Origin of the sequence: Aquidulcibacter paucihalophilus, assembly GCF_002105465.1 — a bacterium.
In the GTDB taxonomy this organism is placed as follows: domain Bacteria; phylum Pseudomonadota; class Alphaproteobacteria; order Caulobacterales; family Aquidulcibacteraceae; genus Aquidulcibacter; species Aquidulcibacter paucihalophilus.
Genome location: NZ_NCSQ01000084.1, coordinates 92,436 through 109,523, shown reverse-complemented (window position 1 = coordinate 109,523; position 17,088 = coordinate 92,436). Strand labels below are relative to the sequence as shown.

General features: G+C 55.9%; 17 protein-coding genes and 1 tRNA gene. 9 read left to right on the top strand and 9 right to left on the bottom strand.

From position 1 onward, the window contains the following. Positions 1 to 864: 864 nt before the first annotated feature. From B7364_RS07870 to B7364_RS07845, 6 genes are all read right to left on the bottom strand, one after another. Positions 865 to 1,626 (bottom strand): outer membrane protein, encoded by a 762-nt coding sequence (locus B7364_RS07870; RefSeq protein WP_085339467.1) that lies wholly within the window; start codon positions 1,624 to 1,626, stop codon positions 865 to 867. A gap of 325 nt (positions 1,627 to 1,951) precedes the next feature. Further along, positions 1,952 to 2,698, bottom strand: a complete 747-nt coding sequence (locus B7364_RS07865; RefSeq protein WP_085339466.1) for a gamma-glutamyl-gamma-aminobutyrate hydrolase family protein — start codon at positions 2,696 to 2,698, stop codon at positions 1,952 to 1,954. 10 nt (positions 2,699 to 2,708) lie between these two features. Then, positions 2,709 to 3,836: an ABC transporter ATP-binding protein gene (locus tag B7364_RS07860; RefSeq protein ID WP_085339465.1), complete on the bottom strand. Its 1,128-nt coding sequence runs from the start codon at positions 3,834 to 3,836 to the stop codon at positions 2,709 to 2,711. Between the two features lie 3 nt (positions 3,837 to 3,839). Next, positions 3,840 to 4,670 (bottom strand): ABC transporter permease, encoded by an 831-nt coding sequence (locus B7364_RS07855; RefSeq protein ID WP_085339464.1) that lies wholly within the window; start codon positions 4,668 to 4,670, stop codon positions 3,840 to 3,842. Beyond that, positions 4,670 to 5,566, bottom strand: a complete 897-nt coding sequence (locus B7364_RS07850) for an ABC transporter permease (RefSeq protein ID WP_085339463.1) — start codon at positions 5,564 to 5,566, stop codon at positions 4,670 to 4,672. Before B7364_RS07850 ends, B7364_RS07855 begins: the two co-directional genes overlap by 1 nt. Before the next feature lie 130 nt (positions 5,567 to 5,696). Continuing rightward, entirely contained in the window at positions 5,697 to 6,074 is a 378-nt protein-coding gene (locus B7364_RS07845; RefSeq protein ID WP_085339462.1) for a RusA family crossover junction endodeoxyribonuclease, read from the bottom strand. A 272-nt stretch (positions 6,075 to 6,346) separates the two neighbouring features. On the opposite strand from B7364_RS07845, the gene B7364_RS07840 reads away from it, so the two are divergent. Next, positions 6,347 to 6,610, top strand: a complete 264-nt coding sequence (locus tag B7364_RS07840; protein WP_157893571.1) for a hypothetical protein — start codon at positions 6,347 to 6,349, stop codon at positions 6,608 to 6,610. Here the strand turns inward: B7364_RS07840 and B7364_RS07835 are convergent. Both B7364_RS07835 and B7364_RS07830 read right to left on the bottom strand, forming a co-directional pair. Then, the gene (locus B7364_RS07835) at positions 6,607 to 7,122 is read right to left on the bottom strand and encodes a dihydrofolate reductase (protein WP_085339460.1); all 516 of its coding nucleotides are present in this window, start codon (positions 7,120 to 7,122) and stop codon (positions 6,607 to 6,609) included. The two genes, B7364_RS07840 and B7364_RS07835, sit on opposite strands and share 4 nt — an antisense overlap. A 23-nt stretch (positions 7,123 to 7,145) precedes the next feature. Next, positions 7,146 to 7,919, bottom strand: a complete 774-nt coding sequence (locus B7364_RS07830) for a ferredoxin--NADP reductase (protein WP_198534100.1) — start codon at positions 7,917 to 7,919, stop codon at positions 7,146 to 7,148. 244 nt (positions 7,920 to 8,163) lie between these two features. Here B7364_RS07830 and infA point away from each other — a divergent pair, with 244 nt between their 5' ends. The 8 genes from infA to B7364_RS07790 all read left to right on the top strand — a co-directional run bounded on the left by infA (position 8,164) and on the right by B7364_RS07790 (position 15,352). Next, on the top strand, positions 8,164 to 8,382 hold the full coding sequence (infA, locus tag B7364_RS07825) for a translation initiation factor IF-1 (protein WP_085339458.1): 219 nt from the start codon (positions 8,164 to 8,166) through the stop codon (positions 8,380 to 8,382). 10 nt (positions 8,383 to 8,392) lie between these two features. Continuing rightward, positions 8,393 to 8,968 carry a Maf family protein gene (locus B7364_RS07820; protein ID WP_085339457.1) on the top strand — a complete coding sequence of 192 codons (576 nt, stop codon included), beginning with the start codon at positions 8,393 to 8,395 and terminating at the stop codon, positions 8,966 to 8,968. Further along, complete coding sequence (locus tag B7364_RS07815; protein ID WP_085339456.1) at positions 8,965 to 10,059, top strand: ribonuclease E/G; 1,095 nt, start codon at positions 8,965 to 8,967, stop codon at positions 10,057 to 10,059. Before B7364_RS07820 ends, B7364_RS07815 begins: the two co-directional genes overlap by 4 nt. Further along, positions 10,056 to 10,244, top strand: coding sequence for a DNA gyrase inhibitor YacG (locus B7364_RS07810; protein ID WP_085339455.1), 189 nt, complete (start codon positions 10,056 to 10,058; stop codon positions 10,242 to 10,244). Before B7364_RS07815 ends, B7364_RS07810 begins: the two co-directional genes overlap by 4 nt. A 21-nt stretch (positions 10,245 to 10,265) precedes the next feature. Continuing rightward, positions 10,266 to 10,341: transfer RNA gene (locus tag B7364_RS07805), tRNA-Phe, on the top strand. A gap of 166 nt (positions 10,342 to 10,507) precedes the next feature. After that, positions 10,508 to 11,500 (top strand): glycoside hydrolase family 16 protein, encoded by a 993-nt coding sequence (locus B7364_RS07800; RefSeq protein WP_198534099.1) that lies wholly within the window; start codon positions 10,508 to 10,510, stop codon positions 11,498 to 11,500. 72 nt (positions 11,501 to 11,572) lie between these two features. Continuing rightward, positions 11,573 to 12,865 (top strand): sugar MFS transporter, encoded by a 1,293-nt coding sequence (locus B7364_RS07795; RefSeq protein ID WP_085339454.1) that lies wholly within the window; start codon positions 11,573 to 11,575, stop codon positions 12,863 to 12,865. 15 nt (positions 12,866 to 12,880) lie between these two features. Then, on the top strand, positions 12,881 to 15,352 hold the full coding sequence (locus tag B7364_RS07790; RefSeq protein ID WP_085339453.1) for a glycoside hydrolase family 3 protein: 2,472 nt from the start codon (positions 12,881 to 12,883) through the stop codon (positions 15,350 to 15,352). A gap of 125 nt (positions 15,353 to 15,477) precedes the next feature. On the opposite strand, the gene B7364_RS07785 is transcribed toward B7364_RS07790, so the two are convergent. Next, positions 15,478 to 16,983, bottom strand: a complete 1,506-nt coding sequence (locus B7364_RS07785; protein ID WP_085339452.1) for a tryptophan halogenase family protein — start codon at positions 16,981 to 16,983, stop codon at positions 15,478 to 15,480. Between the last annotated feature and the right edge of the window lie 105 nt (positions 16,984 to 17,088).

Here is a 17,088-nt window from a genome sequence, read left to right as displayed (position 1 = left end):
CTGTTTCACCAAAATGGAGTATCGAGGATGGCCGCGACATCGGGGTAGTCAAGTGTCCGTTTTCGAAGAAAACGGACACTTGACTACCCCGATGTCGCAGAAACAATTGAGGTTGCGGTTGGGTGACCAGAAGGGTCACCAAAGCGCTTCTAGATAAAATATCCAAAACGATGTCATCCCCGCCGGAGCGAAGCGCAGAGCGGGGACCTCCTTGTGCTTGTGCGGCACAGGGTCCCGGATCGGCTCACGCCGTCCGGGATGACACCGTGAAAAAGGTTTTTATCTGGAAGGCTTTGGCGCAGGCTGTGCCTGCCCCAAAGGCCAAACTCACTTGTTGGTGGGCGATTTGACGCGACAAATCGCCCGATCACACTGGATGAAGCGGTTGGGTGACCAGAAGGGTCACCAAAGCGCTTCTAGATAAAAAAACTCTCCCCGCCGCCTCAATGCCATCCCCACCGAAGCGAAGCGCAGAGCGGGGACCCGGTTACGCATGTGCGATACGAGATCCCGGATCGGCTAGCGCCGTCCGGGATGACACCGTGAAAAAGGTTTTATCTGGAAGGCGTTGGTGCAGGCTGTGCCTGCCCCAAAAGCCAAACTCACTTGTTGGTGGGCGATTTGACGCGACAAATCGCCCGATCACGCTAGAGGAAGCGGTTGGGTGACCAGAAGGGTCACCAAACCGCTACTAGACAAAAAGAAATCCAAAGCAGCGCCATCCCCACCGAGACGTGCGCTGCCAGCGGGGGGCCTCGTGTGACTTTGTGGCGCAAGGCCATGCGTCGGCCGATCTTACCTAAAGGGCCGCGCAGCGGGTGCTACGCGGCCCTAGGATTTCTGAATTTGCAATCGGATCGTGACTTAGAAAGTAAACAAAAGGCCCAAGCGGACTTCGCCGCCACGATAATCGGTGCGGGCGACATAATCGATGCCGTTCAAAGCTGCGATCCCGCGCACGGTTGAATTACCGGCGGCGGTAACTGTGCTATCGCCGAGGTCTGTGTACAGATATTCACTGCGCAGAATGATCCCATCATTAATCTGGAACTCTGCCCCGGCACCAAGTGTCCAGCCGGTGAGGGTCTCTTCATTAGTCCCGTTCCAAGCCACTGTCGGCGCACCATTGGCCACAACCGAAGCCTTGGTTTCAACTTGGGCAAAGGCCACACCGCCCGTGCCATAAACAAAGATTTCGTCGGTCAATGAGGTACCAAGTCTGCCCCGCAGCGACCCGCGTAGGCTATATTCCTTGGTGGCTGAAGTTGTGATGCCAGCTGGGGCTAGGCCGGGAATGGGGGCACCAGAGAATGAAGCCGACTTAAAGTCACCGCCGCCAATCACATCGGCTTCCACGCCCCAAACCAGCGCGCCATCGCTCCCGAAATTGAGGCCAAGCACGCCACCATACGTAACACCCTCGACCTTTGGCTTCAGTTGGCGCGGTGCACTATTTGGCACCAAGGTGTTAAAGGCGGATGTGCCAATCGTATCAACATTGCGTTCGGTGCCGATTTGGCTGCCAATCAATACGCCACCATAAAGGCCACCATCTTTGGCCAAGGCGGAACCGGCACTGAAATATAGGGCGATTGCGGCCGTTGCGGCCACTAAAGTTCTACGCATATCTAGCCTCCAAGTTGCAAGAAGGAGTCGCGCGAAACGCGACTGGAAATCAGGCTTCCAGCCGGTCAGTTAGGTTTTCAATCTTTGGGGTCAAATTACAAATAGTTTAACTTTGGGTAACAGCTCCGTGAGCCGTTTGTTACCAGTGAAGCTGGTTCTTGCTGCGGGCAAAACGACAGTTTGTGGGCGCGGGAGAGCTTGCGTTGCCGGGTGCAGCGGCGACCTTGGGGGAAGCTCGCGTCACAAGGTCTGCGACTGGGCTTTGCTGTCCGGGATGACACGATAGAGAAAGTGCACCCGACGCTGATGCGCCCAATATCGCCCCTTAAAGCGACCCACCCCGCAAGACGCGACCCATCAAGCCAAATAGTTGGCGGCTGTTCTCATTGGCTTCGGGCTTCCACTCAGGGTGCCATTGCACGGCAAGGACAGGCCCGCCTCGGGCGGTGCTGGAAAAGGCTTCGACCACGCCATCGGGGGCGCGGGCCTCGACGCGTAAGTCTTTCCCGAGTTTGTCCACGCCTTGATAATGGACCGAATTGACCTTGATTGTGGTTTGGCCGATGGCCGCCAAAATGGCCCCGCCTTCTTCAAGCGTCACGTCATGCTCATGGGCAAACATCGCATCAAAGCTGACCCCATCGGGGGCGTGATGTTGGAGGGCGCGCGCTGGGTCGGCCATGTCGCGCCGCAGCGTGCCACCAAAATGGACATTGAGTTCTTGAAAACCCCGGCAAATGCCAAAGACGGGCTTACCAGCTTTCAGCATCACATCGGCCAAGGCCATCGCCATTTCATCGCGATTGGGATCAAACGGCCCGGGTGCATCGTCACGATCTTCGCCATAGCGGTGGGGCTGCATGTTGGAGGGCGAGCCCGTTAACAACAGTCCTTCGAGGCGGCCTGCCACGGCTTCTGCGTCAACAAAAGCGGGCAGGGAAGGGATCAAGAGCGGAATCGCATCCACATGCGGGCTGACTCCATAAAGATAGCGCTCCATCACCGCTTGGGCATATTCGGTGCCAACATGGCGCTGGCAACAAATCATGCCGAGAATGGGTCGTGCGTTCATCTAGGGGCCTCTAGCTCTGCAGCAAGACAGGGCTATCGCCATGCCAACGCAGCCAGACTTCATCATCCCACGTGAAGTCCTCTTGATCCCAGCGCGACAGATTGGGACGTGAGACCTGCATGCGCCGCCCATTGATCAAGTCGATTTCATAAATGCTCTCGCTGCCGAGATAGGATATTTGGCGGATGGTTCCTGCCGTTACATTGCAGCCTGAGGGCGCGTCTTCAGGTGTCGGCGGGGTAGAGCCCTCTTCACGCTTGAGCAATTCGATCTTTTCTGGACGAATGCCGACCCACATTTTCTCGCCACCCGCACCCGAGACGCCATGGTCAAAGAAGATCCGCCCGCCCAATTCTTCCGACTGGACAATGGCATGGTCGGGCTCGTCAACTTCTAAGGTTCCTTCAAACAAATTTACGCTACCAATGAAGTCGGCTACAAATTTGTTGGCAGGAAATTCATACAGGTTCGAAGGTGTGGCCGTTTGCATCAGCTTGCCCCGGTCCATCACGGCGCAGCGGCACGCCATGGCAAGGGCCTCGTCCTGATCATGGGTCACCATCACAAAGGTAATGCCGATCTTGTCTTGCAGCTCGGCCAGTTCAAAGCGCATGGCTTCACGCAGTTTCGCATCGAGCGCGCTTAACGGCTCGTCCAGCAGGAGAACTTTGGGCTTTTTGACAAGCGCGCGGGCCAGAGCCACGCGCTGGCGTTGACCGCCACTCATCTGATCGGGCTTGCGCTCGGCCAGATGATCCAGCTTCACATCGGCCAAGGCGGCCATGACGCGACCATATTGGTCGGCCTTGGCGACATTATCGAACTTCAAGCCATAGGCGACATTTTCAAACACCGTCATATGCGGGAAAACGGCATAGGATTGAAACACCATGTTCACGGGCCGCTTATTGGGCGGGATGGTCGACATATCGACGCCGTCGATGAAAATCTTGCCTTCGCTCGGCATTTCAAAGCCAGCCAACATCCGCAACAAGGTCGTTTTGCCGCAGCCGGAAGGGCCTAAGAGGGCAAAGAACTCACCGCGCGGGATTTCCAACGTCACGCGGTCAACTGCGGTCACCTTACCATAGCGCTTGGTAACTTCTTCGACCCGAATAATGGTGTCACGATCACTCATGATTTAGCTCTCTTTGGTGGTAGCGGCTTGGGCGCGCAAGGCAAGGACGGTAGCGATCACCGTGATCAGAATGATGATGGTAGAGGCAGCATTGACCTCTGGCGTGACCGAGAAGCGCACCATGGAATAGACTTTGACCGGGAAGGTGATGGTACCAGGCCCGGACGCAAAGAAGGTAATCACAAAATCATCCAACGACAGGGTGAAGGCCAGAAGGCCACCGGCGATCAGGCCGGGTTTCATATGGGGCACGATCACATCGCGAAAGGCTTGATAGCGCGAAGCCCCCAAATCCAAGGCAGCTGCTTCCAATTCTGGATTAAAGCTCTCCAGCCTTGCCCGCACCACAATGGCGACAAAGGGGAAAGCAAAGGTCACATGGGCCAAAATGATCTGGGTTAGATTGAAGGGATAGGGCAGATCGTTGGGGAATCCGATTTTGGCGAAGAACAGCAAGACCGCCACGCCAAAGCAGATTTCAGGCACCACAATCGGCAAACTCATCCCGCTTTCAAGCGGGCCCTTGAAGGGAAATTTGAACCGCCAGAAGGCAAAGGCCATTAAGGCCCCCAGCACAACCGAGACAATCGTACAAACCCCTGCGATCAGAAGCGAGTTGAGTAAAGCTTCGCGCAATTGGGTGTTTTCAAATGCCTTGACGTACCATTTGAGCGTGAACCCCTTCCAGACAATATTGGCCTTGGAATCGTTGAAACTGAATAGGATCAGGATCATCAATGGCGTGTAGAGGAAGATAAACACCCCAGCCAGCCACGCCTTCATCGCGGGCATATTGAGGTAATCTAAGGGCGCGCGGGCGACTTTCCTGGCCATTAGTGTGCGCCCACCTTTCCGCCCTTGCGCTCCATAAAGGCGCGAATGGCAAAGAAAATGAGCGTGATATACATCAGGATAAAGGACAAAGCCGCCCCAAACGGCCAGTCATTGGCGCGCTTGAATTGTCGTTCAATCAGGCTGGCGATCATCAGATCATCCGGCCCACCCAACAGGTCAGGGGTCAGATAGGCCCCAAGGGCCGGGATAAAGGTAATCACAAGGCCGGCCGCAATACCGGGGGCTGCCAGTGGCACGATGATGCGGCGGATGGTTTCCAAATGGCCTGCCCCCAAATCAAGGCTCGCCTCAATCAGGCTTTTGTCCAAGCGGTCGAGCGCGGCATAAAGCGGCAATACCATGAAGGGCAAATGCACATAGACAAGGCCCACCACGACAGCGAACTTGTTGTACAGTAAGGGCAGGGGTTCAAACGTGCCCATTGGCAGCCCGGTAAGGGCCAAAAGACCGTGCACCCCCTCGAGCCCGGAATTGATCACGCCAGAAGTGCGCATCACGGCAATCAGCGCATAGGTCCGGATCAACAGATTGGTCCAGAAGGGCAGCATGACTAACAGCAAAAGCCACATCTTTTGCTTTTCGTCGGCAAAGGTCATGGCCAGGGCCACAGGGAAAGCGACCACAAGGCAAATGATCGTGGTAATGAAGGCGAGGACGACGGAATCGCCCATGACTTTCAGAACTTCAGGCGAAAAGGCCTTCGCATAATTGGCAAATGTACCGGTGATCGCGATATCAACCGCACCAACATTTTCACCGACCGAATAGGCCCAAACAATGGCCATCGGCACAACAAAAAAGATCATAAACCAGATGACCGGCAGCGCGATGGCCGCACCGAAAAAGGTCTTATCTTCGCGCCAATCTTGCATCATCCGCCCTCATGAAGCTTGTCGCGATATTTCAAACGCATACGGCGAAGTCTGTCGAGGGCAATTCGGGCATTTTACTGACTTTGTTGTAACAAATTGTATCTATGCCACGGTGTTGGGCACGCGCGTTGGACTAAGCCTGATCGCCCCGTGGCCAAGCTCGCACCAGGACCCGCTCTGACTCTGCCCAGCGCTTTTCCACCACCAAGCGCATGACTTGCGCATCATCAAAGAAAACCGCGCCCTTAATGCCGTCAAGGACCGCTTTTGCCACATTGTCGAGGTCGATGGCTGGGTAGTCGCGATTGAGATCGATCAGGATTTCGACTTCAAATTCCCCATGCCGCGGGCGAATCTTCATTTCCGTACGCAACAAGCGGTCTAGTTTCTGCTTATAGACTTTGGATTGGGAGGTCACTTCCAAGATCAGGAATTCAGCTAAGGCACCGATCTGGCGGCCCTTGGTTGCACCACTGCCGCGCCAAGGCACGTGTGACTCTGGCTCTGGCATGGGCTTGCTCACCTAGCAGAAGAACTGAATGCGCCCATCATGTCGGTCCAGACGGGCTTTAGCAAGATGAGCTCGGCACCTGAAAGCGCAAGCGCAACCGCTTGGATTTCAGGCATTGGGAAAGTCCATTCAGGTAATTAAATTTGTTTCTGCGCTTGCATGCAAGTTTTCAGCAACTATTTGTAAATTATCTTACGCGTAGGTTGGGTTCAACAGTAAACATCCCTTTTTCGATCGGAACCATTTTTTTGAGTTTGACAGTGGAGGCGAAGATGCAGAATTCCCGCGCCCAAGAAGAACAGTCCCAATTACACGGCGTTCGCATTGATGCCGATGTCGCCCTGCGCATGACACGCACCCTGTGGGAAGTGTTGAGCAGCCATGATCCGGTATTGGGCGAAAAGCTTGCAAGCGCCTTGCAGGCCGAAATTGACAGTGTCGCCTTGCAAGAAGAATTGGATGAAGGCGGCAAGCCCGGCAATGATGGGGCGACGCTGCAGATTCTACGTCTTTATCAGGGCACACAAGCGGCTTAAGCGGCCCGATCCAATATGCGAACCACAAAATCGTGGTCATCCTTTGGCCCAGCGCGAAATTGGGTGCGCGACGTCTCGATCCACGCGCTTTCATCCAGAGCTGGAAAGACAGTATGGCCTTCTGGCGCGGCATCGACATCGGTCAGATAGAGCCGGTCGGCAAAGGGCAAAGCCTCGGCATAGATTTGCCCGCCACCTATCACACAGATTTCGGTTTGCTGGGTGGCCTTTGCCATGGCTTTGGCCGCTTCTTTCGCCAAGCTCAATCTCGACCACACACTGGCACCTGGTGCCACAAAATCCGTATCGCGTGTGATGACCAAATTTGGCCGGCCGGGCAGGGGGCGGCCAATTGAATCCCACGTCTTGCGGCCCATGATGACAGGCTTTCCCAAAGTGACCGCTTTGAAGTTTTTTAGGTCACTGCCCAAACGCCACGGTAAGTCATTATCGACCCCAATCACATGATTGCGGCCACGCGCGACAATGAGGCAAAGCTTGATGGTCTCCATGGTCGAGGCCTAGCACCAATCGCTCAGCCGACAAATGCCTTTTCATAGACAAATTGCCCAGGCTGACTGACTGAGCCCTCGGTAAAGCCTGCTTCTTCAAACATGGTCTTGCAGGAGGCGAGCATTTCCATCGAGCCGCAAATCATGCCGCGATCTTCGTCTGGGTTAAACGGCGGCAGATTATGTTCTTTAAAGAAGCTGCCATCAGCAACGCGGGCGGGCAGGCGGCCTTTAGCGCCCTGTGCCTCGCGCGTGGCAGCCGTGTCATGGATCAATTTGCCGGCTTGGATATAGTCTCCCACCAAGGGATCGTCTTTCAGGCTGGCGACCAACTCAATCCCATAGGTCAGCTCATCTGAAGTTCGGCACGTATGGGTCAGGATAACTTCGTCAAAGCGCTCATAGGTTTCAGGATCGCGGATCAGGCTGGCGAAAGGAGCAATACCCGTCCCCGTCGCCACCATATAAAGCCTTTTGCCGGGCAACAACGCATCGAGCACCAACGTGCCAACGGGTTTGCGCCCGACCAGCACAGTCTGGCCGACTTCAATAGAGCAGAGCTTGGACGTCAGAGGCCCATCGGGCACTTTGATTGAGTAGAATTCCAATTCCTCATCCCAATTGGGGCTGGCAATCGAATAGGCCCGCACCAATGGCTTTCCGGCAATTTCCAAGCCCATCATCACAAACTCGCCCGTCCGAAACCGGAAGGCTGGGGCGCGGGTGGTGCGGAAGCGGAAAAGGCGGTCGGTATAGTGCTGGACATCCAGCACGGTTTCAGTGGTAAAGGCGGACACGGGGATAAAGCTCTCTAATTGGTCTTCTGCCCTTCAGATGGGCGAAAACGGCCCATGCCGCAAGACGGACGCAGAGGAAACTGACAGGAGCTGTGAGAGGAACTGACCTATCTGTGGCACGCAGGCCCCAGTTTAACAGCTTCAACACCCATAGCACTGGCTTTTTACCCCCAAAACAGACTATAGAGCGCGCCAATCACGCTGAGTAGTCAGCCCAATAGGTCATTTGCGGCCGGGAGACCCAATGTCAAAAGAAGAATTGCTCGAATTTCAAGGTACCGTGGTAGAGCTTCTACCCAATGCCACTTTCCGCATCCGTCTTGAAAACGAACATGAAATTATCGGCCACACGGCTGGTAAATTGCGTAAGAACCGCATTCGCGTGCTCGCCGGCGATAAAGTTCTGGTCGAAATGACCCCCTATGACCTGACCAAAGGCCGGGTCACCTATCGTTTCCGGTAAAACAAGTCCCATGAAGCTTATTCTGGCGAGCGCATCGCCGCGCCGACAAGAGCTTCTGGCCAGAGTCGGGATTGTACCCGACACGATTTGTCCAGCTGATCTGGACGAAACACCTCTGCCCCATGAAACGGCGCGCCAGCATGGCTTGCGGCTGGCTTGTGCCAAGGCCGAAGCCATCGCCCTGCAACACCCGCATGATTTGATTCTGGCTGCAGATACCGTCGTGTCGGTGGGGCGCAGACTTTTGCCCAAGGCAGAAACACGCGAACAGGCTTTGGCCTGCCTCCATCTCTTGTCAGGGCGCAATCACCGCGTGACGACCGCCGTCGCCGTCCAACGCGGCGCTGCCAAGGCCAGCCGGGCGGTTGAGACCCGCCTCACATTCAAACGCCTCAGCGAAGCGGAGATCCGCTTTTATCTCGATAGTGAGCAATGGATGGGCAAGGCCGGTGGCTATGGCATTCAGGGCTTGGCTGGGGCGTTTTGCACCCATTTACATGGCTCGTGGGAGGGCGTCATGGGCCTGCCGCTCTATGAGACTGTCTCGTTGCTTGAGGGCTTTGGTTATAAGAGGGTGGTGTCATGAACGCGCCGAAGCCACCCACGCGCGAAATTGTCATTCATGAGCGCATTGGCGAATTGCGGGCTGCCTTATTTGACCGCGACCGGATCGTGGAATTGCGCTTAGAGCGTTGGTCCACCCATGAAAGCCGCGTGCGGTGGGGCCAGATTTATGCAGGCCGCGTGACAGCCATTGATGGACGCATGGGTGGGGCCTTTGTTGATCTGGGCGTGGGCGAGCCTGCCTTTGCGCCTTTTGGGCGTGAGCGTGAGGCTGATCTGCGCGTTGGGGCGGCGGTCGCGGTACGTGTGGTGCGCGAGGCCGAAGGCGGTAAGGGCCCAGCACTCGCCTATGAAGGCCTCGCCCCCCGGGGGCCTTGCCCATGTCTCTTAGAGGATGCCACGCCTTGGCAGGGCTGGCCCGGAGAGCCGCGCGAGGCCGATGAGGACGAGATTGACCGGATTGATGCGGCCTATGAAGCAGCCTTGCAGCCAGAAGTACCTATCGCAGGCGGCGGCCGGCTGACGATAGAGCGTACGCGTGCCTTGACCGCAATTGATGTGGATAGCGCCAATCGCGAAACAGGCGGCAGCGATCCGGCCCGCTTTGCCCGTGGCCTCAATCTCGCCGCTGTGCCCGAAATCGTGCGGCAAATCCGTTTGCGCGGCCTTGGCGGCCTCATCTGCGTGGATTTCACCGGACCGCGCCGTAAAGGCGATGCGGAAGCTTTAACCAAAGCGCTCATCAGTGCCTTTGACGCAGAAAAAAATGGCGGCGTTGCCGCCCCCAAAACCGAGGTCCTGCCCGTTTCGCGTTTTGGCATTGCCGAGATTGCCCGCCAAAAGCGCCGCCAAGCCTTGGCTGACATCTGTCTGGATGCCACGGGCCAACCCACGGCAGAGACTGTGGCCATCGACGGCATCAACCGTCTCGCCGCCGCCTTGAAAGGTGCCAAGGGTCGCAGTGTAACTCTTTATGCCCCAGCCGCACCGCTGGCCTTTTTGGAGGCCGATTCCATCGGTTGGCGGCAAGACATTGCCGAGACGATTGGCGGGCAATTCCAGCTTCGCCTTGGCCGCCCCGGCCAGACCCAATGTGAGGTGGTGATCGCATGAGTCGTACCTGCCCCGAATGTGGCAAGCCCACCGAGCACGCCTATCGCCCCTTCTGCTCCAAGCGCTGTGCCGACCTCGATTTGGGCCGTTGGCTCAATGGTTCGTATGCAATTCCTGTTCAAGAAGAGGATAATGGCATACCCGATGCAGAGGACCCCGTGGACAGAGACAATCTGATCCGCTAAACGCCTGCCTCCCGACAGGTTGCCCGGATAGCTCAGTCGGTAGAGCAGCGGATTGAAAATCCGCGTGTCGCTGGTTCGATTCCGGCTCCGGGCACCACTTTTCTTTCAGTGCCTTATAAATCCTCTCACCGTGACCACCTCTAGACCCTAATTGACAGCGCTGACAATTTGGGGAAGGATGGTCGCTGAGGCACGAGGACTGGCATTGTTGCTATGCAGGTGGGGGTGAGCAAGGCAGACTGTCCCAAAAAGGGGAGGGTGTTGTGGGTCTTTTTTGGGCGGGAAAATGTGCGAGATTGCGGGCGATTAGGCTCGCGTTCATCGGGGCTTCCTTTGCCCTCGGGGCTGGGAATCAGGCCGAGGCACAAAGCGGGGCCACAGAAGTGGAAACCCCTGCCACATGGTCGCTCGTCTGGGCAGATGAGTTTGACGGTCCAGAGATCGACCGGACCAAATGGAGCCATACCGTGGATTGTTGGGGTGGGGGCAATCATGAAAGGCAATGCTATACCGACCGGCCCGAAAACAGCTTCATCAAGGATGGCAAGCTCGTCATTCAAGCCCGCAAGGAGCGCCGTCGCGGCTATGCTTTGCCGCTAGAACAGCGCACCCACAAAGCAGCGCGCGAACAGCAGGTGACATTGCCCTATAGCTCGGCGAAACTGACGACAAAGGGTAAGGCTGATTGGCGCTATGGCCGGATTTCGGTGCGCGCCCGCTTGCCACAAGGCCAGGGCACGTGGCCAGCGATCTGGATGCTGCCCGCCGATGAGGTTTATGGGCCTTGGGCCGCCTCTGGCGAGATTGATATTATGGAGGCAGTCAATCTGGGTGAACCTTGCCCGACCTGCCAAAAGGGGGTTGAAAACACCATTTTGGGAACGCTACATTATGGCGGGGCTTGGCCAAAAAATACTTTTTTGTCGAAAACGACGCCCCTTTTGGGCAATCTTGACGACTTTCATACCTACACGCTGGACTGGGATAGCAGCAAAATGGTGTGGTCGATTGATGGGGTGCCCTATGCCACCCAGACCCCCGCCACCTGGCACACGCTTCAAAGCCCAAGCCGACCGTCAGCCCCCTTTGATCAGTCCTTCTATCTGATTTTAAACCTCGCCATTGGGGGGAATCTGCCCGAAGGCCGCAATCTTCGCGGTGTTTCCCCGAAGAATTTTCCCAAGACAATGGAAATTGATTGGGTTAGGGTCTATAAATGTGAACGCTCACATGATACCGCTATGTGCGGGGACTGAGGGCGGTTTGCCTGTTTGCGAGACCAAATAAGAAACGAAAAGCACCCATAATCTGAGGATAGGAAACCAAAAATGGCCGGACCAAGCGCAGTGAATGTACAGCCGCAAGCGGGCAATGTGAACGACCGAACCTTGTTCTTCATGTCGCTTGCTTTGTTCTTCATCTGGGGTTTTGCGACCGTTTTGATCGATATTCTGATCCCCAAATTCCGCGGGCTCTATAATCTCAGCTATGCCGAAGCCATGCTGACGCAATCGGCTTTCTTTTTGGGCTATTTCGTTTTTTCGATCCCAGCGGGCAATTTGGTGGCCAAAGTCGGCTATATGCGCGGGATTATTGCGGGTCTGGCCGTCATGATTGGCGGTTGCATTTTGTTTGTGCTGGCGACCCATATCGGCATTTACTCAGGTTTTTTGTTTGCCTTGTTCGTATTGGCTGCAGGGATCACCATCCTGCAAGTTGCCGCCAATGCCGTGATCTCCATCGCAGGGGCTGCCGAAACCAGTTCTGCCCGCCTGACTTTGGCGCAAGCCTTCAACAGCTTCGGCACCTTCATCGGCCCCTATGTTGGGGCCAAGCTGATCTTGGAAGGTGGGCCTGAAATTCCAAAGGACATCTCGACCCTCACGCCTGATGCCTTGGCAGCTTTGCGTGAGGCCGAAGCGGCAGCCCTTCAGACCCCCTATCTGGGCATTGCGACGGTTTTGGTGCTGATCCTGATTGTCTTTTATTTGAAGCGCGATCTGTTGCCCCCGTTGACCAAGACCGAAGCCACCTCGGGCCTTGGATTTCATTTGCTGGCCCATAAGAAAATCTTGTTCGGCGTCATTGCCATCTTCACCTATGTTGGTGCCGAAGTGGCCATTGGTTCGGTCTTGGTCAATTATTTGAGCCAGGCCAGCGTGTTGGGCACAAGCGAGGCAGAAGCAGGTAAGTTGGTCGCGCTTTATTGGGGCGGGGCGATGATAGGTCGCTTTGCCGGCTCTTATATTTTAAGCCGCTTCCCCGCCGGCAAAGTTTTGGCGGTGTTTGCTGTGATTGCGATTGCTTTGGCGGCTTCGGCCATGGTGCTGACGGGCCAGATTGCCGCCATCGCCATCCTGTCGATTGGCTTGTTCAACTCCATCATGTTCCCAACCATCTTCTCACAGACCGTCATTGGTCTGAATGATGAGGACACGCCAAAGGCCGCAGCGCTCTTGTGCATGGGCATTGTGGGCGGGGCCATTCTGCCATTGGTGACAGGCTTTACCGCAGATCATGTCGGCCTGTCGGTGGCTTTGATCGTGCCGATCTTGGGCTATGCTTGGCTCGTCTTCTTCGGCCTGTTCGTCCACCGTCAAAACACTGCAGCAGCACAGTAAGCGAAGGCGAAATCGATGATGCTTGCCCAGATGAAGCCCTTTGTCCAAAAATCGTTCCGCGCCTATGCGGCCCCCATCCTCGCCCTCGCCCTCGGGCTTTCTGGATGTGCGTCTGGTTTCCAGCAGGAAGACAAAGTCGAAACCCGGATCACCGAGATCATGAGCAACATGAGTGTCGAGCAGAAAGTCGCTCAACTCATCATGCCCGATATTTCGACCATTACACCTGAGGATGTCGCCAGATATCGTTTTGGGACGATCCTGAATGGTGGCAATTCCGGCCCGTACGGCAATGAGCGCTCGAAGCCGGAAGAGTGGTTGAAACTGGCGGATGCTTTCTGGGAAGCCTCGCGCACACCCCATGCCGATGGCAGCCCCGTCATTCCTGTTTTGTGGGCAACCGATGCCGTACACGGCCATAATAATGTTGTTGGCGCGACGATTTTCCCGCACAATATTGGTTTGGGTGCGACGCGCGATCCTGCCCTGATCCGGGAGATTGGCCGCATCACGGCGGCTGAAATCAAGGTCACCGGCATTGACTGGACCTTTGCGCCAACTTTGGCTGTGGTGCGCGACGACCGTTGGGGCCGCACCTATGAAGGCTATGGCGAGGATAAGGGCCTTGTATCGGAACTGGGCGCGGCCATGGTGGAAGGCCTGCAAGGCATGGGTCCGGACTTCCTAAGCCAAGAACATGTGATTGCTACGGCCAAGCACTTCTTCGGTGATGGCGGCACGGCGGGCATTGATACGGGCGATACCGTCGGCAATGAGGCTGAATTGGTTGAACTCCACGCCTATCCTTACCGCGCGGCATTAAAATCCGGCGCGCAGACGGTGATGGCTTCCTTCAGCAGCATCAATGGCCAGAAGATGCATGGCAGCAAATCCTATTTGACTGAGTTATTGAAGGTCGAAATGGGTTTTGACGGGCTGGTCGTGGGGGACTGGAACGGCCATGGGCGTATCCCGGGCTGTACCAATAAAGACTGCCCAGACTCGATCAATGCCGGCCTGGATATCTTCATGGTGCCCGAGGACTGGAAGGCACTTTTGACCAATACGAAGGCCGCGGTGGAGAGTGGCAAAATCTCGCAAACGCGCTTGGATGATGCCGTTCGCCGAATCTTGCGCGTCAAAATGCGTTATGGCCTGTTCGATCTGCCTGCGCCCTCGGCCCGCAAATTGGGCGGTAAGTTTGAGTTGTTGGGCGCGCCAGAGCATCGGGCGGTTGCCCGTAAAGCCGTGCAAGAATCGCTCGTCTTGTTGAAAAATGACGGCGTTTTGCCGATCAATCCCGGCAAGACCATTCTGGTAGCAGGCGAGGGGGCAGACAATATCGCCAAGCAATCTGGTGGCTGGACCATCTCCTGGCAAGGCGGTGGTGACTTGACCAATGCCGACTTCCCCGGTGCTGAATCCATCTTTGCCGGCATTGCCAAACAGGCCGAGGCTGCTGGCGGTAAAGCCATTCTCTCGGTCGATGGCAGCTATCGCCAGAAACCCGACGTCGCCATCGTGGTATTTGGGGAAAAGCCCTATGCTGAATTCATGGGCGACATCAAAAACCTAACCTATGGCGATGCCAAGCCATTGGCTTTGCTGAAGAAGTTTCAAGCCGAACAAATCCCCGTTGTGGCCGTTTTCCTGACTGGCCGTCCTTTGTGGGTGAATAAGGAACTCAACGCCGCCAATGCTTTTGTCGCTGCTTGGTTGCCCGGCAGCGAAGGCGGTGGGGTTGCCGATGTTTTGTTAAAGACCAAGGATGGCAAAGTCCAAAACGACTTCAAGGGTAAATTGTCCTTCTCATGGCCAAAAGCCTGTGATTCCTATGCCCTTAATCTTGGTGACACCCATTATGAGCCGTTGTTCTCCTATGGCTTTGGCTTGACCTATGGTGCGACAGCTACTTGGAGCCAGCTAGATCAGGGCTGCGCCTTGAGCCAACCAAATGCAGAAAATGACGTCGCGATCTTCGCCAGAGGGCAAAGCATTGCCCCCTTCACGTTGGTGGCTGCCGATGGCAAGGGCCAACGTCTGACTTTGGCTGGCGCGAAGGGCAAAAGCGCTGACGGCTCGGTCGAAGTGGTCGCCTTGGACCGCAATGCGCAGGAAGATGCCCGCACCATCCGCTGGAAAGCAGGTGGCTCATTCGGCTTTGAAGCCTCTGCCGCGCTGAACCCTGCCGCCTTGGCCGCAGGTCGCGCGATCCGGATCGACTATCAAGTCGGCACGCGCCCAAATGGCCCTGTGACTTTGTCGATCGGTTGCGGACCCAATTGCCGCGATGAGATCGATATCACCACGTCCTTGGCCCATGCCGAACAAAAAGGCTGGATGCGTGCAATTCTGCCACTGTCCTGCTTTAAAAAGGGCAGCCCTGTCGGCATGCCTGTCTCGATCCAATCGAGCGGCAGCTTTGAAATGTCGATCTCTGCGGTCACGCTGGTTGATGATGGCGGCGAAACGGCTTGCAGGTTCTGATGCCGTAGGGGGATGTCACCCCCGCCGAAGCAAAGCAACGAGCCGGGACGTCAAAAGCTTGCTCTTCTCCTCTCCCTCTGGGAGAGGGGAGCGCCCGTGCGCCGAGGTGTCCCAGACGGAGCCCCCTACATCGGGGCCGGGCAATAGCGTTGCAGATAGTCCTTATGGCTGGGCATATGCTGGACTACGAATTGGATGGATTGTTCGATCCCGCGTAATTCATCGCTGGTCTTGGGGCTCAAAAGCGCGTCGGCCATCGCATTATGACCCTGCATCGTGATGCCCTGGCCCATCATCACAGCCGCCCAGCTGGTTTCGGTGAAAAGCTCGTCATCCTCGCGGAAAATTTGACCATTGAGGCGGAAGAGGTCGGTTTTTTCGGTCAGGCTTTCAGGCACGACCATGTTGCGGCAATAATTCCAGAACGGGCTGTCGTCGCGGCTGGTGGCATTATAATGCAGGATCAAGAAGTCGCGGATGCGGGCATATTCCTTACCGGTCAGGCGGTTAAACGCATCTTCTTGCGCTTGGGTAATGCCATCGAGCGAAAGAAGGGCAATCAGCTTATTGATCCCGGTATTGATCAGATGGATGGAAGTTGATTCCAAGGGCTCCATAAAACCCGCAGCAAGACCCAAGGCTACGACATTTTTGTTCCAAAACTTCTTCCTTCGCCCGGTGACAAAGCGCAGGAAATTAGGCTCCGCTTGCGGTTTGCCTGCGATATTATGGACCAGAATGTCGAGCGCCTCATCATCACTCATAAAATCGCTGCAATAGACATGGCCATTCCCATTCCTGTGCTGGAGAGGTACTTGCCATTGCCAGCCCGCGCGATGGGCGGTGGCGCGTGTATAAGGTGGGGGTGGGCTGCCATCGTCGCGCTTACAGGGCAGGGCCACAGCGCGATTGCAGGGCAGGAAATTTGACCAATCTTCATAGCCTGTTTTGAGCGCCTGCTCGATCAACAGACCTCTAAAGCCTGAGCAATCGACGAACAAATCGCCATCAATGACAACGCCATTATCCATCGTGACAGAGGTGACAAAGCCCGTTTCGCCATCCAACGCGACATCATTGACCTTGCCTTCAATCCGGATCGCGCCGCGCTTTTCGGCATAAGCCCGCAAATATTTGGCATAGCGGCCGGCGTCGAGGTGATGGGCATAATTGATCGGGGGCAGATCGTCGCGCTGATAATCCTCGGTACGGGCAAAGCGGCCATGATGGGCTGCCATGGTCTCTATATTGAAGATCTGGATCGGCCTTTTGTCGCCTGCCTCTTTAAACTTGTGCCAAATATGGTGGAAGGACACACCGTCGACTTGATAGCCATAATTGCCAAACGGGTGGATGTAGCTATCGCCTATCTTACCCCAATTGACGAATTGAATGCCGAGCTTGAAGCTGCCTTGGACGGCAGACAACATCTCGCGCTCGTCAATTTCCAGCAGGCGATTGAAGTCGAGGAAGGGCGGAATGGTGGCTTCGCCGACGCCAACTGTGCCGATTTGTTCTGATTCGATGACGATGACATTGACTGGCTTACCCGCACGCAAGCGCGACAAAGCGGCGGCTGCCATCCAGCCCGCCGTGCCACCACCTACGATTACGATTGTCTCAATTGCCATGTCTCGTCACCCCCTGAGTCATCTTAACTGTATTTTCTTGCCATCTAGCACGGATGACGCAAATGTGAACGTTCATTTTTTCTTGTGAACGCTCTCAATTCCGGT